At 46.0% G+C, this 25,844-nt stretch carries 24 protein-coding genes and 2 pseudogenes; 16 read left to right on the top strand and 10 right to left on the bottom strand.

What is annotated here, in order from left to right:
- Positions 1–125 precede the first annotated feature (125 nt).
- From NLX71_RS24100 to NLX71_RS24085, 4 genes are all read left to right on the top strand, one after another.
- Positions 126–467 (top strand): hypothetical protein, encoded by a 342-nt coding sequence (locus tag NLX71_RS24100; RefSeq protein ID WP_254366330.1) that lies wholly within the window; start codon positions 126–128, stop codon positions 465–467.
- Positions 468–730: 263 nt separating this feature from the next.
- Positions 731–1,780 (top strand): serine hydrolase domain-containing protein, encoded by a 1,050-nt coding sequence (locus NLX71_RS24095; RefSeq protein WP_254366331.1) that lies wholly within the window; start codon positions 731–733, stop codon positions 1,778–1,780.
- A 616-nt stretch (positions 1,781–2,396) separates the two neighbouring features.
- Positions 2,397–3,317 (top strand): helix-turn-helix domain-containing protein, encoded by a 921-nt coding sequence (locus tag NLX71_RS24090; RefSeq protein ID WP_254366329.1) that lies wholly within the window; start codon positions 2,397–2,399, stop codon positions 3,315–3,317.
- A complete protein-coding gene (locus NLX71_RS24085) occupies positions 3,317–3,682 on the top strand; it encodes a PBECR3 domain-containing polyvalent protein (RefSeq protein WP_090676594.1) in 366 nt (121 codons plus the stop codon). Before NLX71_RS24090 ends, NLX71_RS24085 begins: the two co-directional genes overlap by 1 nt.
- Before the next feature lie 298 nt (positions 3,683–3,980).
- On the opposite strand, the gene NLX71_RS24080 is transcribed toward NLX71_RS24085, so the two are convergent.
- From NLX71_RS24080 to NLX71_RS24070, 3 genes are all read right to left on the bottom strand, one after another.
- On the bottom strand, positions 3,981–4,124 hold the full coding sequence (locus NLX71_RS24080; RefSeq protein ID WP_167670344.1) for a hypothetical protein: 144 nt from the start codon (positions 4,122–4,124) through the stop codon (positions 3,981–3,983).
- A 191-nt stretch (positions 4,125–4,315) separates the two neighbouring features.
- Positions 4,316–6,196, bottom strand: a complete 1,881-nt coding sequence (locus tag NLX71_RS24075) for an ABC transporter ATP-binding protein (RefSeq protein ID WP_254366328.1) — start codon at positions 6,194–6,196, stop codon at positions 4,316–4,318.
- Positions 6,193–7,938, bottom strand: a complete 1,746-nt coding sequence (locus tag NLX71_RS24070) for an ABC transporter ATP-binding protein (protein WP_254366327.1) — start codon at positions 7,936–7,938, stop codon at positions 6,193–6,195. The genes NLX71_RS24075 and NLX71_RS24070 overlap by 4 nt, the downstream gene beginning before the upstream one ends.
- 244 nt (positions 7,939–8,182) lie before the next feature.
- On the opposite strand from NLX71_RS24070, the gene NLX71_RS24065 reads away from it, so the two are divergent.
- Positions 8,183–9,022 carry an SDR family oxidoreductase gene (locus NLX71_RS24065; RefSeq protein ID WP_254366326.1) on the top strand — a complete coding sequence of 280 codons (840 nt, stop codon included), beginning with the start codon at positions 8,183–8,185 and terminating at the stop codon, positions 9,020–9,022.
- Positions 9,023–9,149: 127 nt separating this feature from the next.
- On the opposite strand, the pseudogene NLX71_RS27160 reads toward NLX71_RS24065, so the two are convergent.
- Together NLX71_RS27160 and NLX71_RS27155 are read right to left on the bottom strand one after the other, a co-directional pair.
- Positions 9,150–9,479: pseudogene (locus NLX71_RS27160) on the bottom strand (RNA-guided endonuclease TnpB family protein); the annotation flags it as partial.
- Between the two features lie 213 nt (positions 9,480–9,692).
- Positions 9,693–9,821: pseudogene (locus tag NLX71_RS27155) on the bottom strand (helix-turn-helix domain-containing protein); the annotation flags it as partial.
- 143 nt (positions 9,822–9,964) lie between these two features.
- Here NLX71_RS27155 and NLX71_RS24050 point away from each other — a divergent pair.
- The 6 genes from NLX71_RS24050 to NLX71_RS24025 all read left to right on the top strand — a co-directional run bounded on the left by NLX71_RS24050 (position 9,965) and on the right by NLX71_RS24025 (position 17,032).
- A complete protein-coding gene (locus NLX71_RS24050) occupies positions 9,965–10,912 on the top strand; it encodes a helix-turn-helix transcriptional regulator (protein ID WP_254366325.1) in 948 nt (315 codons plus the stop codon).
- Positions 10,913–10,972: 60 nt separating this feature from the next.
- Positions 10,973–11,839, top strand: coding sequence for an aminoglycoside 6-adenylyltransferase (locus NLX71_RS24045; RefSeq protein ID WP_254366324.1), 867 nt, complete (start codon positions 10,973–10,975; stop codon positions 11,837–11,839).
- Positions 11,840–12,540: 701 nt separating this feature from the next.
- Positions 12,541–13,362 carry an alpha/beta fold hydrolase gene (locus NLX71_RS24040; protein WP_254366323.1) on the top strand — a complete coding sequence of 274 codons (822 nt, stop codon included), beginning with the start codon at positions 12,541–12,543 and terminating at the stop codon, positions 13,360–13,362.
- A gap of 601 nt (positions 13,363–13,963) precedes the next feature.
- Positions 13,964–14,479, top strand: coding sequence for a hypothetical protein (locus NLX71_RS24035; RefSeq protein WP_254366322.1), 516 nt, complete (start codon positions 13,964–13,966; stop codon positions 14,477–14,479).
- Positions 14,479–15,180, top strand: a complete 702-nt coding sequence (locus NLX71_RS24030; RefSeq protein WP_254366321.1) for a hypothetical protein — start codon at positions 14,479–14,481, stop codon at positions 15,178–15,180. The genes NLX71_RS24035 and NLX71_RS24030 overlap by 1 nt, the downstream gene beginning before the upstream one ends.
- A 16-nt stretch (positions 15,181–15,196) precedes the next feature.
- On the top strand, positions 15,197–17,032 hold the full coding sequence (locus NLX71_RS24025; protein WP_254366320.1) for a glycerophosphoryl diester phosphodiesterase membrane domain-containing protein: 1,836 nt from the start codon (positions 15,197–15,199) through the stop codon (positions 17,030–17,032).
- Between the two features lie 393 nt (positions 17,033–17,425).
- On the opposite strand, the gene NLX71_RS24020 is transcribed toward NLX71_RS24025, so the two are convergent.
- Complete coding sequence (locus NLX71_RS24020; protein WP_254366319.1) at positions 17,426–17,701, bottom strand: barstar family protein; 276 nt, start codon at positions 17,699–17,701, stop codon at positions 17,426–17,428.
- 20 nt (positions 17,702–17,721) lie between these two features.
- Positions 17,722–18,147, bottom strand: a complete 426-nt coding sequence (locus tag NLX71_RS24015; RefSeq protein WP_375377954.1) for a ribonuclease domain-containing protein — start codon at positions 18,145–18,147, stop codon at positions 17,722–17,724.
- Between the two features lie 300 nt (positions 18,148–18,447).
- On the opposite strand from NLX71_RS24015, the gene NLX71_RS24010 reads away from it, so the two are divergent.
- From NLX71_RS24010 to NLX71_RS23990, 5 genes are all read left to right on the top strand, one after another.
- Entirely contained in the window at positions 18,448–19,383 is a 936-nt protein-coding gene (locus tag NLX71_RS24010) for a type II toxin-antitoxin system PemK/MazF family toxin (protein WP_254366317.1), read from the top strand.
- Positions 19,384–20,566: 1,183 nt separating this feature from the next.
- The gene (locus tag NLX71_RS24005; protein WP_254366316.1) at positions 20,567–21,913 is read left to right on the top strand and encodes a helix-turn-helix domain-containing protein; all 1,347 of its coding nucleotides are present in this window, start codon (positions 20,567–20,569) and stop codon (positions 21,911–21,913) included.
- 410 nt (positions 21,914–22,323) lie between these two features.
- Positions 22,324–22,491: an aspartyl-phosphate phosphatase Spo0E family protein gene (locus NLX71_RS24000; protein WP_254366315.1), complete on the top strand. Its 168-nt coding sequence runs from the start codon at positions 22,324–22,326 to the stop codon at positions 22,489–22,491.
- A 111-nt stretch (positions 22,492–22,602) separates the two neighbouring features.
- On the top strand, positions 22,603–23,124 hold the full coding sequence (locus NLX71_RS23995; protein WP_254366314.1) for a HEAT repeat domain-containing protein: 522 nt from the start codon (positions 22,603–22,605) through the stop codon (positions 23,122–23,124).
- Between the two features lie 148 nt (positions 23,125–23,272).
- The gene (locus tag NLX71_RS23990; RefSeq protein ID WP_254366313.1) at positions 23,273–24,607 is read left to right on the top strand and encodes a helix-turn-helix domain-containing protein; all 1,335 of its coding nucleotides are present in this window, start codon (positions 23,273–23,275) and stop codon (positions 24,605–24,607) included.
- A 269-nt stretch (positions 24,608–24,876) separates the two neighbouring features.
- Here NLX71_RS23990 and NLX71_RS23985 read toward each other — a convergent pair whose 3' ends face one another.
- From NLX71_RS23985 to NLX71_RS23975, 3 genes are read right to left on the bottom strand one after another with little or no spacing between them, the layout of a single operon-like run.
- The gene (locus NLX71_RS23985; protein ID WP_254366312.1) at positions 24,877–25,020 is read right to left on the bottom strand and encodes a YvrJ family protein; all 144 of its coding nucleotides are present in this window, start codon (positions 25,018–25,020) and stop codon (positions 24,877–24,879) included.
- Positions 25,021–25,062: 42 nt separating this feature from the next.
- A complete protein-coding gene (locus NLX71_RS23980) occupies positions 25,063–25,299 on the bottom strand; it encodes a helix-turn-helix domain-containing protein (RefSeq protein WP_254366311.1) in 237 nt (78 codons plus the stop codon).
- Positions 25,242–25,658: a hypothetical protein gene (locus NLX71_RS23975; protein WP_254366310.1), complete on the bottom strand. Its 417-nt coding sequence runs from the start codon at positions 25,656–25,658 to the stop codon at positions 25,242–25,244. The genes NLX71_RS23980 and NLX71_RS23975 overlap by 58 nt, the downstream gene beginning before the upstream one ends.
- Positions 25,659–25,844 lie beyond the last annotated feature (186 nt).

The following is a 25,844-nucleotide window of genomic DNA, read 5'->3' as shown; positions in this document are numbered from 1 at the left end:
GTGCGCGTCGTAATCAGTTACGTATATGATCTCATGAATCCCGTCGTTTTTCTAGGTGTGGAGGATTTGACGCTTACATTGTCGGCAGGTGGATTTCGCAAAAATTCGGTGTGGAGAACTTTGCTATGAGTACCCAGGTTGTATGGGTTGTTCTGGCTATCCTGACAAGCCTTACGTTCAAAGGGATTAGCTACGCCTTTACGATTCCGGCTGTCATTAGCCTGGCATTGATTTTGCCAATCCTGTTCAAACTCAATTGGGCGCAATCTATTTATCGCTATGTCGTCGTTGCAGGATGGACCGTTACAAGTACGTTATTAATTGCGCCGCTTCTGTATATGATTTATGTGGCAAAAACCCTTAGTATATTACCCATTATCGCCATTTTCACAGCACTAGTAGCTTTTCCTATAGCAGCAGTTGTCATGTGGTTGAATCGTGAAGCATCCTGCTCGCGAACACTTTGATCGAACCCCTGAGCAAACTTATTGAAAAAATTAAGAAACTTGTTCCAATTATGACTCGTATTAATTATTTGTATCTATTTCTTCAAGAGGAGAATTTCACAATGAACAAAAAACGCATTCTTACATCCACTGTGTCACTTATGTTGTCGTCTTCGTTAATTTTATCTGCATGCTCCACTTCTTCAGACAAAAAAGCGCAGGAGGAAAAAAGCCCGGTGCCGGCGGTTCAAAACAATAATCAAAATCAACAGGCAAAAGGTAGTATAAATACTACTCACAATCAGGCAACAGATGAAGCGATTAAACAATTATTTAACAAGGTCTCACCAAATGAACCCGGTTTTGCTTATATTGCGAGCTTCGACGATGGCGCAACCTATAAAGGGGCCGTTGGTTTAGATTCGATAGAAAAAAAACTACCGATAACGACAAAAACCATTTTTAATATTGCTTCTGTATCTAAACAATTCACAGCATTTGCAATTTTACTGCTAGAGCAAGAAGGTAAATTGAAACTGGATGATTCCATTTTAAAGTATGTACCTTCTCTTGGAGAATATGCTAGACCAGTGACACTAAGACATCTCATTCATCATACTGGCGGATTAGTGGATTATATGCAATTGGCTGAAGCCGCGAAAATTAAGGATACTGATAATTTAACTGCAAAACAATCGCTGAAACACCTTGAAAATCATCAAACTGCAAAATTTCCGGTCGGAACCCAATATGATTACAGTAATACAGGATACTTTTTATTATCTTTAGTCGTGGAAAAAGTTAGTGGAAAAAACCTTCTTGAATTTTCGAAGGAACGTATTTTTAAGCCTTTAAACATGAACGACACCACATTCGTGGATCGCTATCCTACCCCTTTCCCCGTTGCTCGCGGCTACTCGAAGAATGAGCAAGGGGCTTATAAAATCTATGAAAGCCCGTGGGAGCATATGGGCGATGGAGCCGTTCATTCGACTGTTGAAGACTTGGTAAAATGGGGACAAAACTTCACTACAGGTACGGTTGGCGGGAAAGACCTTGTGAAAAGAATGAGCGAACTAGGTCCGAAAACTTCTCCATCCGGAAAGCCGATTATTGATAATGAAGATTATGCGATTGGCGTGTCTATCGGCAAAGGTTTTGATCGTCCATACTTGGAGCATTCAGGAGGCTGGGCCGGCTACGCTTCACACTTTATGCGTTTCCCGGAAGAACGTTTGACGATAGCAGTAATAAGTAATTATAATGATGCTGATGCTGAGGAATATGCTAAAAAAACAGCGGAAGTGATCTTGGGAAAAAGCGCAAGAAAATAACAATGCAAAAAACGGCTCTTGTTCGCAAAAGCCAACATTTTAACGAAAATATACGCTAAGGGCTTTAGGGAGCATTAGAAGTGCATTTTTTTACTCTAAGCCGATGGAAAGACCGGCCAGCTACTTGTTGAGGCAAACCATCGTTATATATGTAACTCAGTTGCCAGAGGGGCACCGAAGTCGCTCAGTTCCTTCCATGAAGGGCCCTGAACGACTACGGCGGCCATATACCAAGGAACGCAAGGACTTCAAAACGTATGAGGCATCCATTACGTTCTCCAAAAATCCGCTCTCAATGATCGAACGATACTTGTCTGAACAGGCATGCTATAAGCAAATGAGCCATCATAAATTGATGGCTCATTTTTTTGAAAAAAATAAAAAGATGCCCCGACACGAAAACGGGCATCGTGCCACGCAACCTGTGTCTTATTCGCCTATTTTATTATCTTATCTTATTATCACATTTTAATATAACTTCTTATTTGTACGAAGCATAGCACATAAAAATCCGCGGTTCATAACATAGATTATTTCTAATATATGCGCTATCTCGCAGTTTACAGGTCGGAGTGATTCGTGTAGACTACCTGTAGATAGAGAAGGGGGCCTTATAATGGCGAGAATACCTGTTTTGGGAACAAATTCAGATGGTCTGGATGAATTAGAGGCGCTGAAGAGCCATTATAATCAATGGCGTCAGAACAACACCAATATGAAGGAACCCTTCTTTGCAGTGCTACGGGCATTCAAGGACAAGGAACTGCTCAAGGACCTGGATGAAGGGGCGCTTCGCCTTTATCTATATTTGGGGTTCGTATCTAATAATGAAACCGGCACCAGTTGGCATAGCATTCAAACCATAGCGAAGTACTTCGGGAGGCAGACCCGGACGATTGATTTTTGGATTCAAAAGCTAAGTGAAGCTGGCCTTATTTATCGCACGCGACATGACAAAAAATCTGCAACCACATTTTTGATTCCTTACACGGATTCGATCATTAATGTGCAACCGGTCAAGAAACGCGAATTCGATGACCAGGAACTGCTCAATGATCTGTTGGAATCGCGGGAGCAATTGGCTGCTGTTTATGGCGAGATAATCAAGGTCTATCATGTTTTCCATTGGGGATTGGACCAGAAGAAGAATCCTGATATAAACGCGTCTAAGACTAACTTTTTGTTCATTATTACGAAGAGGGAGGATGGCGTGCTTGTTGGCCATCGGCATCATCTTCGGAAATCTGGCGCTTTCGCCATTAGTCAGCTTCATGTTGATGATGTAGTGATATTCGAGAGTCCATTTGTATATAAGGATAAACCAGTATCGGGAATCGCCGTAAATCACATGAATCGACTGAGGCAAAAGGATAGCATGGAAACACTTATGAATATGATGAGGGATTTAGCTGTTGCAGATGACGAAATACTTTTACAACATCCAACGGCTATATATGGACTTATAGAGGAAGGATTGGAAGTTGAAGAGGATGGTGAGGAGGATCCGACTGAGACAGATGAAGGGGGGGAGGATTAATGCCAGAAAAAATAGGCATAATAAAGACAAAAGAAATTCAGCATTTAGGTTTGACTGTCCCCGTGGGAACTCCGATTTTCATTGGTGACCAGAACAGGGAGCATATGAGGGACCAACACCCAGAAGACTACAGGAATTATGGGCATTATCTTAATGAAATCATCGCACAGCCTGATTATGTTGCGAAGCATCCTAAGGACGGATCCATTCAATACATTAAGGAATACGGTTCCCCAGAGGACCGTGTATTAGTGGCAGTAAGAATGACAGCAAAGGGAACGTTTTTTGCTCGCACGTTGTTCGTCATGTCCAAAGAGAAATGGACGAGCTACAGCGAAAACGAGTATCTGTTCCCGTATATCTAAGAAAAACCGACCGGAGACCTTGTATTTCAAGGTTTTTCCGGGTTGCGCACTTCCGAAGCATAGTCTATAATAAAGGAAGTTCAATTGCATATACTACTGAAGAGAAGGATCTGAGGTTGGAACAGGCAGCCAGCGCCCCGTGAGCAATCACGGTTAGGAGATCCGGGAATGTCACCCCGGCTATCCTTCTCTGAAGTATATGAGTCCGTAGCGCTATAAGCTACGGATTTTTGCTGTATTTCCAAAGACCTTGCGCTACAGATTCTGTGTCTGTGTAACCGTCCATTGATCGCGACCCTTACTCTTTTTCCTGAAGACCTTCTTCCGTAAGTTTAGTGGCCATGTGTAGCGTTTCTCTATGCAGCTGCCGTTCAATCTTTGCTCCGACCTCGGATTTATCGCCGGTAAGGCCCATGTACTCCCAAAACGATACGCCCTGCATTCCCTCCCTTCTTAGCTTCCCATAATCTAGCAACAAACAGCTAAACTTCATATAAGAATAAATACTTATATGATATTAAAAAAAATGTAAAAACCATTGATATTGCGGCAAGGGCCGTTCTTCCTATACGCCCATACTGCGCGTACCACAAAAAACAACCGCAGGACGTGCCTGCGGCTGTTCCTCCAAGGTTAACCCGCCTCCTGCCCCCGTCCTCCGCCGGTAAACTGGCTGTGGTACAGCTCGGCGTAGAAGCCTCCTTGCGCGAGAAGCTCCTCGTGGGCGCCTTGCTCGATCACGCTGCCTTTGTTCATGACGAGAATCAGGTCGGCCTCGCGAATCGTGGATAAACGGTGCGCGATCACGAAGCTGGTTCTTCCTTTCATCAGCTCGTTCATCGCCTTCTGAATATGAACCTCCGTCCGCGTATCGACGCTGCTGGTCGCTTCGTCGAGGATCAGAACCGCCGGGTCGGCGAGGATCGCGCGGGCAATGGTCAGAAGCTGCTTCTGGCCTTGCGAGATGTTCGACGCTTCCTCGTTCAAGACCGTATCGTAGCCATCCGGCAGCGTCCGGATAAAATGGTCCGCATGTGCCGCCAGCGCGGCCTGCACGATCTCGTCCTCGCTTGCGCCTTCGCGGCCGTACGCGATGTTGTCCCGGATCGTCCCGTTGAACAGCCACGTATCCTGAAGCACCATGCCGAACAAGCTGCGCAGGTCGCCGCGCTTCATCGCCGTAATATCCGTGCCGTCAATGGTGATCCGGCCGTCGCCGACCTCGTAGAAGCGCATCAGCAGGTTAATCAGCGTCGTTTTGCCTGCGCCGGTCGGGCCGACGATCGCGATCGTCTGTCCCGGCTTGACGTCGATGTTCATGTTGTCGATCAGCATGTCATCCGGCTTGTAGCCGAACCGGACGCCTTCGAACCGGACCTCCCCCTTCGCTGCGCCAAGGCGTTTTCCCTCGGCGAGCTCCGGGTCTTCCTCCGGTTCGTCCAGCAGCTCGAACACGCGTTCCGCCGAAGCGATGGTCGACTGAATGACGTTGGCAATCGTCGCGAGCTGGGTGATCGGCATGAAGAACTGCCTGGAATATTGAATAAACGCCTGAATGTCGCCGATCTCAATCGACCTCTTCGTGACCAACAGCCCGCCGACGACACTGACGAGAACGTAGCCGACGTTGCTGATAAAGCTCATCATCGGCATGATGATGCCGGAAATAAACTGCGCCTTCCAGCCGGATTCGTAGAGCTTCCCGTTAATGCCGTTAAACGTATCGACCGACTGGCGCTCGCGGCCGAACGCTTTGACGATTTTGTGGCCCGTATACATTTCCTCTACGTGCCCGTTAAGCTCGCCGAGCGCTTGTTGCTGCTCCTTGAAGTAGCCTTGCGAGCGGGAAGCGACCACTTTGGTCACAAGCAGGCTGAGCGGCAGCGTGAGGAACACGATCAGCGTCATAATCGGGCTGATCGTCAGCATCATCGCGATGACGCCGACCAAGGTGATCAGAGACGTAATCAACTGCGTCAAGCTTTGCTGTAACGTACTGCTGATGTTGTCGACGTCGTTCACGACGCGGCTCAGAATTTCGCCGTTCGTCTTCGAATCGAAGAACTTGAGCGGCAGCCGCGCCAGCTTCTCGTTCACCTCTTTACGCAGGTCGTACACCGTCTTCTGCGCTACGCCGGCCATCAAATATTGCTGCACATAGGCGAACGCCGCGCTCACGATATATAATACCGCCAGTATCAGCAGGATATAATGCACATAGCCGAAATCGATGTGCGCACCCGGCACGCCTTTCATTTTCTGCATCAAGCCCTCGAACAGCTTGGTGGTCGCATGTCCCATCAGCTTCGGGCTGTAGATGCTGAAGATCGTGCTGATAATCGCCGCAACAAACACGGCCAGCAACTGAAATTTGTGGGGCAGCAAATACCGGATCAGCCGTTTCAAGGTACCTTTGAAATCCTTCGCCTTCTGCATCGGCATCCCCATCCCGGGGCCTTTTCCGAACGGGCCTCCGCCGCCGCCGGGTCCCTGGGCTCTTCGTTGTTCACTCATCGGGCCTCCTCCTTTCCGGCAAGCTCGTCTTCGGAAAGCTGCGAGGACACAATTTCGCGGTACACCTCACAGGTGTCCAACAGCTCCCGGTGTCGGCCGATGCCCACGATCCCGCCTTCTTCCAAGACGACGATCCGGTCGGCATCAATCACCGTGCTGACTCGTTGAGCCACGATAAGAACGGTAGCCTCTCCCGTCTCTTCCCGCAGGGCGGCCCGCAGCTTCGCATCCGTCTTGAAATCAAGCGCCGAGAAGCTGTCGTCGAACACGTAAATATCCGGCTGCCGCACCAGCGCGCGGGCGATGGAAAGACGCTGCTTCTGCCCGCCCGATACGTTCGAGCCGCCTTGAGCGATAACCGAATCGTAGCCGTCCTGCATCTCGCTTATGAATTCCGACGCTTGCGCGATGTCGGCCGCATGGCGAATTTCTTCCTCCGTCGCATCCTCTTTGCCGTACCGGATATTGTCCCGGATCGTTCCCGAGAACAGCACGGCCTTTTGCGGAACGAATCCGATCTTGGCGCGCAGCGTTTCCTGCGTCATCTCTCTGACGTCCATGCCGTCCACCAGCACGCGCCCGCCAGCCACGTCGTAGAACCGCGGGATGAGGCTGATCAGCGTCGATTTGCCCGCGCCCGTGCCGCCGATAATCGCCGTCACTTCGCCAGGACCGGCTTTGAACGTAATGTCCGAGATCGCCGGTTTTTCCGCGCCCGGGTAGCTGAACGACACTTGTTGAAACTCGATGTGGCCTTTTAGCGTTCCGCCGTTCTTGGCTTGCTCGGGGTCGCTCAGCGTGGGCACCATGTCCAGCACCTCGCGAATACGAGCGGCGGAAACCGACGCGCGCGGAATCATAACAAACATCATGGATACCATCATCAGTGAGAACATAATCTGCATCGCGTACTGCAAAAATGCCATCAGCGAACCGACCTGCATATCGCCGCTATCGATGCGGAAGCCGCCGAACCAAATAATCGCGATGGTCGCAAAATTCATCGTCAGCATCATGACGGGCATCATGGCCCCCATAATCCGGTTCACCTTCAGCGCCGTCCCGGTCAGGTCGAGGTTGGCGTCATTAAACCGGCGCTTCTCGTGCCCGGCGCGGTTGAACGCCCGGATGACGCGAATCCCGGTCAGCCCTTCGCGCAGCACCAGATTCAGCTTGTCGAGCTTCGTCTGCATGGCTTTGAACAGCGGAATCCCCCGGCTCGCGATCAAGAAAATCGCTCCGACCAGCACGGGGATAATCACGATGAGGACGAGCGACAGCTTGGCATCCTTCGACACGGCCATAATGATGCCTCCGATACAGAGCATCGGCGCGCTGACCATCATCCGCAGAATCATCGTAAGCACCTGCTGCACTTGCGTAATATCGTTGGTCGTCCTCGTGATCAGCGAAGCCGTGCCGATCCGGTCAAACTCCTGCAGCGAGAAGTTCTCCACATGCTCGAACACGCTGCTGCGGAGCCGCTGACCGAAGCCTGCGGCCACCTTGGAGGAATAATAGCTCGCCACAACGGAGCAGATCGTACCGCCCGCCGCCACCAGCAGCATAAGGCCTCCGATCTGCAAAATATAGGGCGTGTCCCCCTGCACGACCCCAATATCGACAATGTCGGCCATGAGCGTAGGCAGATACAAGTCGGATAAAGACTGCAGGAAGATCAAAGCCAGAACGATAGCGATAGGCACACGGTACGGCTTCAAATAAGCAAACAACTTCAACATGCTTCATGATCATCTCCGCTCGCTTGGACCCGTCTCCGGCACCAGAAAATGCCGGTTAGATAGACCGAATATTTTACACATTATTAATTAAACAATTTAATTTTATGTTTGGTTTTCGTCCATGTCAAATCCAAATTCGACTAAAAAAAGAATGCCCCTCCCCCGGTTCGGGCGGAACATTCTTTACCTACGATGACAGCGGAAGCACTATAATAAATAGTAACAGAAAAAAGGAGGGATTCGGATGCGGGATTGCACCGTGATCGTAACAGGGGCTAATTCCGGGATGGGGCTCGCTGCGACGGTGGAGCTGGCGAGGCAGGGGGCGCATGTCATTATGGCATGCCGCAGCCGGGAACGCGGCGAACAGGCGCTGCAGGAAGCGCAGCGGCAGAGCAGCTCGGACCGGCTGCGGCTGATGCCGCTGGATCTCGGTTCGCTCGCCTCCGTCCGCGCTTTCGCCGCAGCGTTCGAGGCGCAGCACGACACGCTGGACGCGCTGATCAACAATGCGGGCGTCGTCGCGTTCAAGCGGCAGACGACCGCCGACGGCTTCGAGGCGATGATGGGTGTGAATCATCTGGGGCACTTTTTGCTAACCAACCTGCTGCTGGAGCCGCTTCTGCGTTCGCCGCAGGGACGGATCGTGACCGTATCGTCCGGCGCCCATAAGATCGGAAGCATCCATTTCGACGATCCGCACCTGACGAAAGGATACAGCGTATGGAAAGGCTACGCACAGTCCAAGCTGGCGAACATCTTGTTCACGAAGGAGCTGGCGGAGCGGCTGAAAGGAACGAAAGTGACAGCCAACTCGCTGCATCCGGGCGCGGTCGGCACCGCTCTCGGCGTCAACCGCACCACCGGCTTCGGCCGCAGGATTCACGCCTTGCTGCGGCCGTTTTTCCTGACCCCGGAGGAGGGTGCCCGCACGATCGTTTACCTCGCTTCGAGCCCGGAGGTAAGCTCCATCAGCGGCGAATACTTTTACCTTAACCGGATTGCGCCGATATCAGCCCGGGCCCAAGACATGGAGCTTGCCCGCAGGCTGTGGGCCTGGAGCGAGCAAGAAGTGGCTAATTGAGCCTCCAACACGGCAAAAGCCGTGGGATTCTTAGCTAGTTAACGCACGCAGGCCATTTCTGTTTTGTGCCGACTGCTAAGTTAAGAGCTAGCTCATTAGCTCATCCTAGATCAGAGCGTATAGCTATCTAGGCTGATAGACTGTTACCATCTATCACAGGTTGGCGCAGGATGTTGATCGCTCCAACCCTGTCGCGGTGTGCGCGATACCCGCATGAACACTCATACGTTCGGTCCTTTGCCTTGTTCCGTTTCTCGCAGCTTGGACACGTTTGGGAGGTGTAGGCAGGATTGACCTCGATGATGTTAATCCCGGCCAATGCCGCTTTGTATGCGATAAACGTTTGCAATTGATAGAACGTCCAGTTATGCAAGTTTTTTGCGTTTTTACGACTTGTTCTTGTCGTTTGGCGAAGGCTCGTCAGCTTCTCCAGCTTGATGACCGATACTTGTTCTTCGATCGCCATGTAGCTTTGGACGGGATTGCGTTTGCTCTTGAAACGAGGCGGATTGTTTTGCTTTCGAAAGAAGCGATCAAACGCATCTGCCAGGCTGCGAACGGCGGATTGCAAAGCAATGCTGTCCACGTCCTTAAGCCAAGGCCATACCTTTTTCAACGCTGGCAGCCCGTTTGCACAGGTCTGGTAAGACAAGCCTCTGCCTGTTTCTTGGAAGGTGTCGTTCCATCTCGCAAGGAAGTGGTTAAAGACAAAGCGAGCGCATCCAAACATCTGATGGATCAGCGTCGTTTGCTCCTCCGTTGGGTAGATGCGAAAGCGAAAAGCTTTATGAAGCAGCATGCGAGACTTATCTCCTTTGGTGATTTCATGACAATTATAGCACATATGTTCTCATTTATATACTAGAGATGCTGATTCATCTCCCCCTTATCGAAGAGGGAGTCTTCTCAGCCTTAACGATAAAAAATAATCGGAGCCACGCCATGTCCAAACCCAAACGACTGATGGAATTAATGATGACCGTCAACCGAAAGAAGAAATTTACCGTCAAGGAACTGGCCTCGGAGTTTGACGTATCGACGAGGACGATTCTGCGCGATTTGCAGGAATTGAGCGAGCTTGGGGTGCCGTTGTATTCGGAGGTGGGACCTCATGGCGGGTATCAGGTATTGAACGAACGGATTTTGCCCCCGATCGCCTTTACCGAGGAGGAGGCTGTCGCGATCTTTTTCGCGTGTCATGCGCTGCGCCACTATGCCTACCTGCCCTTCGAGACGGAATCGTCCTCCGCCTTGAGCAAATTTTATTTTTACATGTCGGGGGATGTCCGCGACCGGATCGATGAGATGAAGAACCGGATCGACTTTGTGATCCCGTCGAGACAGGCGAAATTCCCTTATTTATCGATCCTGCTGGATGGGGCCATCCGGCAGAAGGTGATCCGCATCGAATACGAATCGCGCGAAGGCGTGTCCGCCAGACTCATCCAGCCGGTCGGCATTTATGCCAGCAGCGGCTTATGGTATTGCCCCGCCTACTGCTTCCTTCGCGAAGATATCCGCTTGTTCCGGTGCGACCGGATCAAGTCCGCGGCGGAAGACACTTCCGGAACGCAGCCGCTCGATCTCCGGCATCTCCACCTCGGCAACCGGGGGGCGCTGCTTCCGTCGGAGCAGGAATTCACCAGTCTGTATGCGGAACTGAGCGAGGAGGGAGTTCATCGATGCGAGGCCGAATATTGGTCGGCGACCAAGCTGCACCGCCGCGAGGACGGCACCGGATGGCTGGAAGGCAGCATGCCGAAGAGAGACATTCCGTTTCTGGCGCAGTTTTTCATCGGCTTGGGCGCCGATGCGACCGTGAAATGCCCGCCGGAGCTGATTGATGACATCAAGCGGAGGCTGACTGAGATGATGGCAAGGTACGGTTAACCGCGCCGGCCTCGTTCGAATGCCGAACCCTGACTATACTCGATGGAGGTTGAGACGAGGATGAGAAGTGAACAGGAAATGATGAAGCTCATACTGGATATTGCGAGGAACGATGAGCGAATCCGGGCGGTCGGGATGAACGGGTCGCGAACCAATCCGAATGCGCCAAAAGATATATTTCAAGATTATGATATCGTGTTTATCGTTCATGATCTGCCTTCTTTTATTGAAGATACGCAGTGGATCGACCGCTTCGGCAGCCGAATTATCATGCAAAAGCCGGAAGAGATGAAGCTTATTCCTCCCGAACTGGATGGAACGTTCCCCTACCTGATGCTGTTCACGGATGGCAACCGGATTGACCTGACCCTGTGTCCGTTCGAGCAGAAGGACAACTGGAACAGAGACGATAAACTGGCCGTCGTTTTGTTGGACAAAGACGATTGTCTTCCTAAGCTTCCGGCCCCGACAGACGAAGATTATTGGGTGAAGCGCCCGTCGGCCAAGCTTTTTGCCGATTGCTGCAATGAATTCTGGTGGGTATCCACATACGTGGCCAAAGGCTTGTGGAGACAAGAGATGCTTTACGCCCAAGATCATTTGAACGTCGCCGTGAGACCGATGCTTATTCAAATGCTGGAATGGCAGGTTGGTATTCAGACCGATTTTTCGATCAGCACAGGCAAAAACGGCAAATATCTGGAGAAGTATCTTTCAACGGAGAGCTGGCACGAATTGCTGTCCACCTTCCCGAACGCGACTTATGAAGGAGCTTGGCAGGCTTTGTTTGCCATGGGGGATTTGTTCCGCCGAACCGCGCAGGATGTTGCGAACCGTTTGAATTACGAATACCCTCTAGAAGACGATCAGCGCGTTACCGCCTATTTAAGGCATGTTCGGAATATAGCGCCGGACGCTGACCAGTGAACGGTATCCGACTGCTATGCAAAAGGATGGGCTGGCATGATCGGCGTAACACAGACATCGGTTTTCACACGTGTGTATCGGCAGGTGGTGAACGGTGTTTTCGGAAAGTAGAGATTTGCAGAACTCTAATGGTTTTCAGCCGCATACAATAGCCACGTTAAAATGAATAATATCAATCCGATAACAAATGCAAAGATGGCTTGTGGGCGGCTATGTTGAACCAGAGGGAATTCTTTTTATCATATTTATTCATAGGTTTCACCTCCCTCAAAGAATTAATGTTTTCTTCGTTTTTCTCGCTGATTCGCATGTTTTCATCTTTGATCCACGAAGCGCTTGAGGATAATGGCTCGTAAGCTTGCTTGTTCTTCCACGGTTAAGCGAACGGGATTTTTGATCGGGCGCATATGTCCTTCCTCTTTTTGGCATAACTATACCACATTCATCCAATCTATACTATTAGTATTAGAATTGAGAGACTACTAGCAGAAAGCTTCAAGCGGCAGGACATATGGTTCGGAAACGAACGATAGTTCTGCATGCTTGAAGTTTTTTTGTTCATAATAAGGAGAAAATCTCCCGCAAGAAGTTTTACCAAATTAAAAAATATAACTATGACAATCCTTGTCACTATTAGCGATTATGATTGAGCTAGTTACACGAATTCTAAAATCTATTTTAAGGAGCGGGGAAAACAACATATGCCGAATTCTCACAATGAAATTGCAGCAACGAGAAAATATTTTACATCAGGAAATCTCCAGCTTTCCTATCTTGACTTTGGCGGGAAAAGCGACCAAATACTTGTTATGCTTCATGGGTCCATGGCTAATGCAAGAACATTTTCAGAATTAGCAGCTAAATTTAGTGACTGGCGGGTCATTTGTTTAGATCAACGCGGTCATGGTTGGAGCGAGCATTCTTCGGACAAGGAATACTCAAGAGATCATTATGTGATGGATATTCTAAACCTAATTCAATCAGAACTTGGCGGACAGCCTGTAACGATATTAGGGCATTCATTAGGCGGACTAAACGCTTATCAGTTCGCAGCCCGTTACCCTGAATTGGTCAAGGCCGTTATTGTCGAGGATATCGGAGCGGAAATTATGGACGACGTCTCCTTTGTCGACAAACTTCCGTTCCGATCAGCTTCATTAAAAGAACTGAGGGATTCGATAAAAAATGCAGGACTTCGTGCGATCGATTATTTTTCAGAAAGCGTGTTTGAGGATGAACAAGGCTGGGGGTTCCGCACCGACATGGAAGGGTTGAAAGTCACCGCTTCGCATGTAGATGGAGATTGGTGGGAAGACTGGTTATCTTCCAAATGCCCCATCTTGCTGATTAATGGCGGAAGAAGTATCTTTCTTGACTTAGACCAGGCGAAACGGATGGAAGCAAGAAGGCCAAACACAAAACTTGTCGTTTTCGAAGAATGCGGACACGGCGTTCACTCCGATGATTTAAACGGTTTTTATCAAGTAGTGGACGAGTTTCTCAAGAAGGAATGTAGCTCTTAAAACAAATACAAAAACTTCAAGCGGCAGGACATATGGTTCGGAAACGAACGATATGTCTGCATGCTTGAAGTTTTTTTGCTCCCGCATGTGGAGGACTTGCTCCCTCGATATTGGACTTGGCTAATCCGTCAATGATAGAATTGTCAAGTGTGGGATATTCCGACCTTCCACGGCCGAGATTTCTTTCATTTTTCTGACTCGTTCACAAATCTATACCCCATGTTGAGCGAATTATTAATGAAGTCGCGTGTTACGAATGTACAGATAAACCGTGAATCGTTCCATTTATTGGGATGGTCTGACCATGAAGGAAATTCTTTCGGCTGGTTAGCTAAACCTCCGGCATGTGAGATTAATAAGCCGTTATGCGAAGAACATAAAACACTTTTAACATGCTTCGGAGGAATTAGGGAAAGATGGAACGAGTCTGAAAATGCTTGCTCATGACCACAGTTTTGAGCACATCACCCCCCTTGACGGTTATCCGGAATATACGGTATACACAATTAATGGATGTCCAAATTTTGTGGCTTGGGTCGAAGAAGTTGCCAAGCAAGAGCTAAGCAGATTGATAAACTAAGAATTGGAAAGGAAACATGGTATGAAGGATAAACTCCTTGAAAAAAAGCATGCGGAACTTGTTAGAAAGAAATTAAGTACATTATTATTGCCGCATGGCTTTATGAGAACTAAGCCGAGCTTTTATACAAGACTTTACGAAGATAGAATTGAGTTTATAAAATTGCAAAAACTCAACAACGAATACTTTAGAATTTTTACTGGAATACGGTTTCTAATCGATGATTTCGAGGCCGTAGCATTAAACGGAATCCAAGCGAATGGAATTAAAAATGAATACCCAATATGGTATAACTTCAGGTATCATATAGATGTTGAAACGGTTAATAGATGTGCAAATCAAATATTGTTATTTGTAGAGAATGAAGCACTGCCTTGGTTTGAACTATGGCGAAACGAGGATGCCTTATTCAATAGACAAGATAGCCCATTAAAGGGAGAATTGATACCTGCTTATCGCTTATTTAAAGATGGAGATAGCAATATTGATCCGGATTTAATCATCCAAAGTAAAAAACTATTAGGAATTAAAAATTAATGGGAAAAGTTAGCGCGATCATACAAGATCCTAATTTTGATCAGCCTTCCTGGTTATCAAAAGCCGAGTATCGGGAAAGCGTTGTTCTTTCCAAATCATCTTCGCCAGATGATGCAGTCTTATTTTTTACGTTGCTATGTGGGTATAACGACGTGGATGTGGCTAGAGACCCTGCCGATGTATTGAATGAACTCATAACTACAGATGAAATATTAATACGTGGTGGAATCGCCTTCGAGGACAAAGATAAAGTGATCCTTCCGGGCTGTTGTTGCGGACTTGAGAGTTGGAGAGAAGTGCTCGAAGCGGTGATCAATATGGAGAATGTATGGCTTGGTCACGACCCTTACCCATCCGTAGAATACGTAGATCATACGGTAAGGATCTGGTCTGACGATTTTTCTGGCGCCATGAGGAAAGACCTAACGGAGCAAGAAATACAGAAGATGTACTATATCGAATACGACAGAGATGATTTAATTAAAAAATTGCAATCCATCGAGACGGATTTGTTGGACTTTTACAAGCACTCTTTTGAAAAGGCGCTTTGGATGGTTGACGATTATCATAAAGAAATGTTGTTTTTGCAGTATTGCAAGTGGTTTCGGATTTATCCCAAGAACTACAATGACCTGGATTCCTTACAGCTAAAAAGTCCCGGTCTATTATTATCGCTCGATAGGTCTTATACTTCCCTTTAACAAGCAGGTGCAGAACATGAGTAAAGTTTCTAAAACTTCCATACGCCAGTTGATTGCCGACATGTTCAACACGCTGGCGTTTACTTACCGGCAAATTTTCATTTTTGAGCTTTTGTACAAGACGCTTACGCTATTCATATTTATTCCGGCGATTTCTTTCGTCTTCCACTGGCTTCTCCGCATGGGCGGGTTTGCTGGCGCTACGAATTACGAGCTTCTGGATTTCGCTATCAGCAGATACGGTTTTTTAAGCATGCTTATTCTGATCCCGGTCGCTACGATGCTGATTTTTTTGGAGTTTTCGGTTCTGGTCATCATTGCCTACTACGGGCAGAAAAAACAGAGAATCGAGCTTATCCCGGCGTTCCTGCAATCGCTCGCCTATCTCCCGTCGCTTTTCAAATACGGGTTTGTGGGCTGGGCGCTCTACCTGCTGCTCTTCTTTCCCCTGCTGAGTTGGGGTTTCGGTTCCTCCTTGCTGCCTTCTCTGCAAATACCGAATTTCATCTCGGGCGAGCTGTTCAAAACGGGCTGGGGCACGCTGCTCTATGCGGGCGTGCTTGCCGTCTTGGCATACTTCAAGATTCGGTGGAGCTTCCTGCTGCATATGATCGTCATCGAGGGAACGTACAGCTTTCGGCAAGCCGCCAAAAAAAGCGCTGCCATCATGAAAAAAAGCTATTCCCAAATGTCTGTAATGATGCTGTGCGTCATTCTTTTGTTTATGATCGTCGAGGGCTTGATGATCGCCTTGCTTATAGGCGCTGTGACTCTCGTTTATTTCACATTTCCTCAGGAGACGGGATTTGCTGAAGTCGTGCGATCCGTCGTTTCGAAGAGCGCTGTGCTTTCCCTGTACCTTGTTACCTTGTTCGTAACGCCGCTTTATATTACCATCCTCACCAGGATGTACACAGCTAAGACGGACCCGGGCCATGCCGTGCTGCAAATGCCGGACGGGGACGCCATGGAAAACCGCTCCTCTCAGAGCCGCGGATTGCTGCACAAGACTAAAAGAAAGCTGATCGCACTCGGACTGATCACCGCCTTCGCGACAGCGCTCGCGCTTGTCCCGGCTGTCGGCGACCTCCCGCTTGACGATAAGAAAGCGACGATTATGGCCCACCGGGGATACATGTCAAAAGGCCCCGAGAATACGATCGAAGCCATTCAAGGCGCCATAGAGGCCCATGCGGATTTTGCGGAAATCGACATCTTGGAAACAAAAGATGGGGAGCTCGCCGTCATTCACGACACCAATCTGAAAAGGCTGACGGGCTACGATGCGGAAGTGTATGATATGACAATGGATGAGCTAAGGAAGCTGGAAGTGACGCAGGGAGATCTTACAGGCCGAATCAGCACCCTTGCGGAAGTGATGAACGTGGCTAAAGGAAAAATCAAGCTGAACATCGAGGTAAAAACACATGGAAACGAACGTAATTTGTTGAATACATTCTTAAAGACCGTGCGTGAAAATGGTTTCCAAACGCATTGCGTCGTGCAATCCTTGGATTATGAAATCTTGCAAGAGATCAAAGCCGCGGAGCCGGCGCTTCAGGTCGGATATGTCATTTTCGCCGGCATTCCTGATATAAAACAGATCAAGGCTGATTTTGTCGTCGTGGAGGAATATATGGTCAACGAATCGGTCCTCGCTTCGGCCAAACAGCAGCGCAAACCGCTCTATGTATGGACGGTGAACGAAAAGAATAGTATGGAGCGCTTCTTCAGCATGGGTGTCGACGGGATTATTACGGATTATCCCGAAAGAGCGATCGCCCTTGCGGAAGAACTACGCAGCGGGTTCTTGCCTTCCTTGGTCCGGTGGCTCAACAATCTGCGGTTTTGAGCATGGCACGCAGTTCAGCGGTCTGAGGTACGGCACAAATGCAAGCAACATGAGGGATCTGAACAAAGTCTAAGGGGAGTAAAATCCCCTTAAAACTACATTTCAACGAACAAGATATTGTATAGCTTTTTCCGTTGGAAACAACAATACCATGGCTTAATGGTGAAGAGTCGTTATTATTGCGATGAATATTTAAAAGAGATCGGGCTGGTGGGAAAAGGAAATAGAGGCTCAATATAACGTTAATCTGGCCCAACCAAGGCAAAATGTCAGGCGTCAATAAAATAAAAAAGCCGCATAATATGCGACTTTTCATGAGATAAGGTTCTTGTCAATTTTTTGATCGAAAGATGGTCAGTGTTCTGCCTGACTGACATGATCACACTCGTTCAATTAGGATTCAAACTGCAGATGAAATCCTTCGATTTCTTTTTCAGCATCTTGAAAAAGTTGCAGTACATGGTTGCTATATTCCCCTAGCTTCTTCTCGCTCTCTTGAAAATGTAACCACCGAATCGTTAGCGGCATTGCAACCCATCCTGTCAAGCAATCCCACAAGGCGTCTAAATTGTTGCCATAATACTCAGGCAGCTCCAGGGCTTCTTTCAAGACGGCATGCAGCTGACCGACATCATCAATTTTTGTGCCATCTAATATAATCTCCCGCAATCCCTAATCCCTCCATTGACTCACTTTATTTGTTCAAACGTCTCGTAATGGTCTTCCGTTTTGTATATTAAACCATCGTTGGAAAATAAGATTCGGTCCTTTCCCCGACGGTCGGATTTGTAATTAATATCGGCTTCGTACCATACCCTTCCCTTTTTTTTGGGCAATTTTCCTTCACGATTTTGGAAGACATCGCCGCCAATACTTTTGCCCGGCGCGACTTTATGCAAGTTTCCTTTCTGGGGGTCCCAGCCCAGTTTTTTTGCTTCATCTTTTGTAATGAAGTTATCTGGTAATTTATTATGGGCCTTGATGTAATTTGCGACATCTTCAAAACTGGTCAGACCTTGTGATTGGGCATTTTTTTGAACCGATCCGCAACCAGCCAGAAGCAATAAACTTAATAATGCGAACAATACAAACTTCATGACTCTCAAGAGGCTCATCCTCACTTTTTTATCAATTGGATTCCTAACCTAAATTTACGGTAGTGATTACTAGAAGTTTCAAAAATATCTTCAAAACATGTGCAAATATGAGCACCCTGAATCCGTGACGGCTTTATACCCGCTTATTTCGAGAAATATTCCAATTGGTGGCATATTAAGGTAGAATCAATTTATATTTCTAGGGGAGGGTTTCTTCGTGCGGGGTGTCAATCGTTCTGGTGCGATGTGCAGAACTTGGCCGTCCTGATTGTTTTGTTTTGGTAAAAAAATTTAGATTTAGAGAACGGGAGGTCTACTTTGAATTATCAAGAGCTCTTAGATACGATTTTAGCTCTGGATACAGCAGATATTGAGGCAATGGCTAAGCTTCAAGTTTCGCTACAAGCTCTTTCTGATCCGGATGCTGCTGATCTTTCTCGTAAACTAAAGGAATTCGAAAACATCGTAACAAGGATTAATTTGCTTTCAGTAACACCGCCGAGTCTTGGTAACCTTTCGCCTAGGCAACGATTTTTGGAGCGCGTAGAGAGGCTATCAGATTGTGAAAATCGCAGTATACCAGCGAAAGGAACGACGGCACCAGGGACACCAGAGCCGTATTTTCAAAAGCTGGATGTCATCTATTGTGACTTTGGAGGGGTGGGAAAAGAACTGGATGCGCCGCATTTTGCCATCGTATGGGAAGATACACATGATAATGAGGAAATAACGGTTATTCCAACCACAAGCCAGTTTGCTAAAGAGTCGGAAACGTTGTTTTCTTTGGGGTGGATTCGTGGGCTTCCGGCAACGGATACAATTGCGCTCGTACATAAAATAGGTAGAATATCAAGAAAACGGGCAATGCTGCGTAATGGGAGATATTTGCAAGGAACCTTGATGCCTGCACGCGCAATTCGTATTGATTGGGGAATAGCTTCGTTTTTGGGGAGAGAAAAGACGTTGCACTATCACATTCGTGAAAACTGCGGAGATGCGCTTCCGGAACGGTTAGGCTCTTACAGTGATAGTCGGTTTGCACCGGTTCGTGATTTTTCCTATGATGGGACAACGGTGACAGCGCATTATCGTCTGTGGAATGAAACGACGATGAAAACCTTACAGCTAAAGCGTCCGCAAAACCGCCCGGATCGGGATATGAAGGGATACAAAAAATTACTTTTAGACCGGTACTACTCCGGAAACGAAGTAAGCAAAAGACTTGCCGAATCAGATTTTGTAGCCAATTATTAGGGAGAATGCGCCCTTGACTGCTGTTTCAAGGTGCGATAAAATGTAACTGTAAGTTAGAAATCCGATAATTTGACCTCGATTATGAGGAAGTTTTACTTTAACATTTGACTCCGACCATGGAGATGTACAACTGAATCAAGAAAAAGGAAGTGGGGACGCCCACTTCCTTTTTCTGTCTAGAGAAGGCGCTGTAGATCACGTATTGTCTCGTTTTTCCGAAGCCATTCCTACTTTTCGTTCTTTACACACTTAACTCTCATCGTTCTTCGACAAGTTCTTGCTGCCTTACGAATGCTCGGCCTTTGCTCTTTGTTCCGTCTCTGTATGCTGCCATATCGACTGCCACGCTTGTTCCAATACTTTACCTTCCAGCGCTTTGGCGTAATATGCTCCTCATGAATCCGTAGTTTGGAGGTTCAGCATCGAATATTTATTTCCATATTTGATTGTACCAAAATTTAGACAAGCATCTAATTGTCGAAAAAAATTATTCAAAAAACCATAAATCCTGTATATGGAAAACGAACAATATAATAAGATTCGAGGCGGTATAGGAAGTTACGACAGAGGTTGATGAGATGGATTGAGCAGAAGCTTATGGTCAGAGTTGATACACGCCTCCTCCTCGGGGCGTGTTTTCTACTTGTGCTAAGTCCGGTTCAAATATAAATCGGAAGGGATGAGATTTAATGAAGGAACAAAACTCAGATAAATATCGGCCCCAGGCCGACGCTTGGAAACCGCGCCGCCCCCAACCCTATGGGGATGAGCTTCCGGCAGAACCTTTAGCGTGGTTCTGGAAACTGTTCGGGTACGGGGGACAAGCCCTAATCTATGCGCTGGGAGTCTGTTATGTCGCTCTTACCATCGCCGCGATGGTCTATTATATCGTTGCGTTCGCTCGTTTCGTACTTCGTTAGCCCGTCCCCACCCACAATGTCGTTTGCATTTCTCCATAGATTTACCCAAGGTTAATTTTGGTATATTCCTCCCCTATTAAGACCCAATCCATAAAAAGCGAAAAACTACCTTTAAAATCAAGATTTCGTGGAATTCAGATAAACGTTTTTGATGAAAAATGTAAAATAAATCCTCATTTTTGACCAAACCATTAATATTTTTGTTTCACAGTAATGGTATATTGTGGTAATATAAACTTATCAATTTGAGGAGGGCGCCTATTATGCGGATTGTTAATCGGTCTTTGCGCGTGGAAATTGAAGACCAAATGAAACTGCATGGCTATAACCTTAATCAAGTGGCTGAATTGACAGGGATTAATGTCGGAAATCTCAGCATGGCGTTGAATGGTGTCTCCCGCGCAATGACAATCCGTCAATTAGACGCTTTGGCAAGAGTGTTCGGAAAGGTTCCCGGATGGCTGTACGAGCTCTATACGGAAGAATGCATTTCCGAACAAAAATTGTCCCGGCCGCGGTTAATTCCGTATTTGGTACGATGTGCCGAGGTTGGCAGAAACGATTGTATTGAGCCGGTGATCTCTAAGATTTTGGATAATCCGAAGAACGTATCCATAATTTTTCCTGTTGCAGAAAAGTTGTTTCAAAAGGGAAAATATAAGGAGTCGGCACGTTTCTATCAACTTGTTGCCGACAATGTAAAAGATAGTTTTTCCGAGATGCTGGCTATGAGTCACTATCATTTATTTCTTATCGCTCAAGGCACGGATGCCGAGAAGAATTGGAGATCGGTTATACAATTTGAACCTTTTAGAAAACGCTTGCCGGAGAACCACCAACTCGCAGCACTTTTAAAGTTGGCCAAAGTTTGTTATTCATTGGAGAAATGGAATGAAGTCGAACGGTTTGCTGAAGAACTCACAGAACTAAGTTCCATTCTTCATAAATTAAAAACAGTGGAAGAAGTAGCGATTGATCATCACCTAGTGTATTATTTGGGCATGGGCCTTTTATTTAAGGGTGCTGTTTTAGAGGAAAAGGGCTTATACGAAGAGGCTAAAAAAGTTGTACAAGATTATGCTCATCTTGAAAGATTTAAACCCCTGAACGAAGCGGGCTTGAAAGAGGTTGAAAAATTTAAAGTTTGGGCGAAAGCGAATCTTTACACGCTTGAAGTATTAACAGGCAATGATGGTATCCTGAACGAATATGTCGAATATTTGGAAGGGTTAAATCGACTCAATGAAATCTTGTCCGGACTGACTACCATTTTAAAATCAGCGAATACATACGACTTATGTATTGATCAAATACTGCAACGCTTTTCCAAGTCTATCAACCGTTTCGATTATTTTGACAACGACTTAATTAACTCTGGGAGACATCTTTGGTTTCGCTATCATAAAGCGGTTTACGAGTTCAGGAATGGGAGAATCGAACAAGGAATCGATGAGACTTTACGCTGTATAAGCTTAGCTAAAGAAATGAAGCGACATGAAGATTTTGCCCGCTGTGTTTCCTTATTTGAAAAGTATCGGGGATATGCATCAAAGCGACAAATCAAGGATTACCAATCAACGGTTATAAGAGAGGAGGTGGATAGAAAGTGAAAGGAAAATTCCTGACTCTGGTTATATGTTTCGGGTTATTTAGTGGGTTGATAGGTCATTCCCAGATATCAAGCCCTATTGACTTAGTTATTAGAATGCTTGTTCATGGCGTGGATGGATAGAACTATTTCAATATTAAGATTTGGATAAAGCATCCCAATGGATCTTGGGGTGTTTTTTTGTCGAATAGTTTCGAGGGATTTTACCCTATAGCAACGAACCAATACAATAAAAAACCTGAGCCAATACGGCCGCCTCTTCCAGGGGCGGTTTTCTTATGAGCGTAGTTCAAGGGAGCATTCTGGACAAAATGATTCGGAATGTAGTTTTTGTCGAAAAAAATATTTCTCAAATCCCAAGACCCTTTATTTGGAAAAATGCCATTATAATAAATTTGGGTGATAGATGATATGAATACGAAACTGGAACAAAAAATCACGCAGCTACGGCAGCAGTTAGTGCGATTGGCTGAGGAGAAGGGTTCATTATCACACGAGGAGGTGGTCCAGCTCAGTCAGCGTTTGGATCAGTATATTCTCTTGGCCCAAAAGTCTTCTAGGTTGAAAGTGTGTGGATGATACAATGAAACACGTTTTGCGTGAGCGGCTCTTATTTCATAAGAAATTCAAAACAGATCACAAATGTAACGATTTAAAAAAAGCAGCAAATAGGAGGATTCGACGAAGTAAATGAATTCCACACAAGCCATAATGTTTTTGAAAAACAATCAGCCCTTTTCAAAAGATACGGAGGAAAGATTCGAAATCATTAAAAAGTATAATGATGTGAGGGTACACTTTTTAAACTATCCTGATTCTCGGTGTATTCCATTATTTTTAAATTCATTTGGCGAAGGCAACGGCTTCGGAGTCTATCAACTGATTGAAGACGTTTTGATGAAGTATTCAGTAGAACAAGTCATTCCGCATCTAATTTCAGCATTGCATAGTGAACATATCGGTGTCAGGTATTGGTGTTCCCATATTGCTGCATCTTTTCCGACCCCAAGCCTAATTCCCCCTCTCGTCCATCTGCTTAGCGACCCCGACCCCGATATCAGGTGTGCAGCCATAACAGCCTTGTCCCAAATCGAGGATGACAGGATTATCGGTATATTAGTGGGAGTTCTGGAAAAAGAAGAAGACCCGGACGTTCTTGATCTCATTCAAGAAGTTCTGGAGGAATCCAATATCGGTGCAGCAGTACCCTAGTAACCTTGACTGGCGTTTGCCCATCAAGGTTACTTTTTTTGAATAAAATTTACCGAACTCGATCCTAGGAAATCCCTGGTGATCCGTTGTTTTGTGTAAACGTCCCATTGTGGTAGTATGGTTTTATTGATTTAGGGGAGGGTGTTCCGTGCGGGTGGATAATCGCTCTTTGCGGTCGGAAATCGAAGACCAGATGAAGCTGCATGGTTACAACCTGAATAAAATAGCCGAACTGACGGGGATTAACGCCGGAAATTTGAGCATGGTGTTAAATGGCCGGTCCCGTGCCATGACAATCGGTCAACTGGACGCTCTGGCAGAAGTTTTTGGAAAGGCCCCCGGATGGCTGTACGAGCTGTACACGGAAGAATGCATCTCGGACGATAAATTGTCCCGGCCTCGCATAATTCCATATTTGGTACGATGTGCAGAAACTGGCCGAGTGGATTGTATCGAACCGGTGGTTTCCAAGATTCTCGATAACCCCAAGAACGTGTCCATTATCTTTGCTGCGGCGGAGAAGCTTTTCGAGAACGGAAGGCTGGAGGAATCGGGGCGCTTTTATCAACTGGTGGTCGATAATATAAAGGATAGTTTCTCTGAGCTCATGGCGATAAGCCAATATCGTTTATTTCTAATCGCTCAAGGTACAGATGCCGAAAGGAACTGGAAATCGGTTATTCAATTCGAGCCTTTCCGAAGACGATTACCGGAATATCTCCAGCTTGCGGCGCTTTTGAAGTTGGCGAAGGCTTGTTACTCGTTGGAGAGATGGAATGAAGTCGAACAGTTTGCAAAAGAGCTCACGGAACTAAGCTCGATTCTTTATAAGCTAAAAATGGTGGAAGAAGTATCGGTAGAGCGTCACTTGGTATATTACTTTGGCATAGGTTTATTATTTGAAGGGATTTCGTTGGAAAAAAGAGGACTATACGAAAAAGCTAAAAAAGTTGTACAAACTTATGCCGATCTTAGTTGGTTTGAACCTCTTGACGAATTAGGCTGGAAGGAGGTTGAAAAGTTTAAAATTTTCGCGAAAGCGAATCTTTACACGCTTGAAGTGTTTATGGGTAATGACGGCATTCTGAATGAATACGCGGATTACCTGGAGAACCTTGACCAGCTGAATGAAACTTTGTCCGGACTAACGACGATTATAAAAGCGGCGAATATTCATGGCTTTTGTATCGATCACATACTGCAACGCTTTGCCAGCGCGATCGACCGATTCGATTGTTTTGTAGACGATCTGATTAATTCGCGCAGATATCTTTGGTTTTGCTATCATAGAGCCGTTTACGAGTTTACGAAAGAACGTTACGAAAACGGGATTAAGGAAACAATATTCTGCATTTCGCTATGCTTGGAGATGAAACGATACGAGGACTTGGCCCGCAGTGTTGCTTTATTTGAGAAGCATCGAAATTATGCATCCGAAACCCAAGTCCAGTATTACGAGTCGATCAGGCTTTGGGTGGTTTAGCTTCGCAAAACGCCAGGTTGCACGACAAAAGAATGATGTATAAAGCATCCCGATGATCATGATCGAGATGCTTTTTTGCTTGGAAAATATTTTAATTATTATACAGCAATAAAAATACTAGTTTGGGAAATTTGATTATATAGTTGTTTTAATATATGACCTATGCACTTCGAGTTAATCCTTGGGAATTGTCGGGTTTTGTAGTAACCCAAAGAAGCATTAAATAATGCTCCGAACCCAAAACGATCAACTCTCCAGTGAGATATTACTTAAACTTTACCTTCTTTCCGACTAATTTCTACGCGCTTAAACTTTAAAAGTTCTTGTATTGTTTCATTTAGACGATCCATTTTCTTTTCAAAACGTAGGAGAAGATAGCCCGTTATAACAATAGGGAAACCTAAAAATTCCACTGCAGTTGAAAAAAATGGTTAATATTTCTCTATCCAAGTAGTTCACTCCTTCTCTCTAGGAAAGTTGTTATAAGGTAAAATAATTTCCAGAAATCTTAGTTTTATTGTTTGTATTGCATCTTGTTCAGGCATCAATACAAATTTAGCCATTTTTTTAATCTCGTCTTCAAAAATTTCTAAAATTTTTTGAATACTATCTTTATCTCCACTTTTTGCTCTATCTAATATTTCTGAGAAGTCATCTTCTGATAGATCATAATTAAACCCATCTTTTTGCATTTATTCACCGCCTGTTGAGTTATATTAAGTTCTGAAGCAACCACTTTTTCTGTCTTATCTTCGATATAAATTTTCTTAATAACACGTCGAGCATTATCAGCAGGAATAAGACCAATGAGATCTTCAACATAAAGTTTTGAAAGTACGTCATTTTGATTCTTAAATGACGAGTATAAAACATTGTCGGGGGCGATTGTAATTTCTTTCTTTCTTTGACGTTTAGCCTGATATTGTAATCTCCAAGCAATTCTTTTTAATATTTGCAAACATTCATTATATTCTCTACCACTAACCATACAACTATCACCAACCTTAATATCAAAATTTGAGGTGTCTAAAACTATAGGTACTTTTCGCACGCCAGATACAACCATTTTTAATATATATATACAACATAGAAACATTTGTTCCCATTTATTTATATTTTATCATAGCGGTGGACATAAGTCTTTTAATTAATACACGTTAAACCACGCCTGTTGATTAACCAAAATAAGGTATTCAAAAATTGAAAAAAGGCCACTCTTTCGATAAAATCGATTCTA

The sequence above is a fragment of the Paenibacillus sp. MZ04-78.2 genome, assembly GCF_024213375.1.
In the GTDB taxonomy this organism is placed as follows: Bacteria; Bacillota; Bacilli; order Paenibacillales; family NBRC-103111; genus Paenibacillus_G.
The sequence above is the reverse complement of the archived record's forward strand: the minus strand, read 5'-3'. Positions and strand labels throughout refer to the sequence as shown.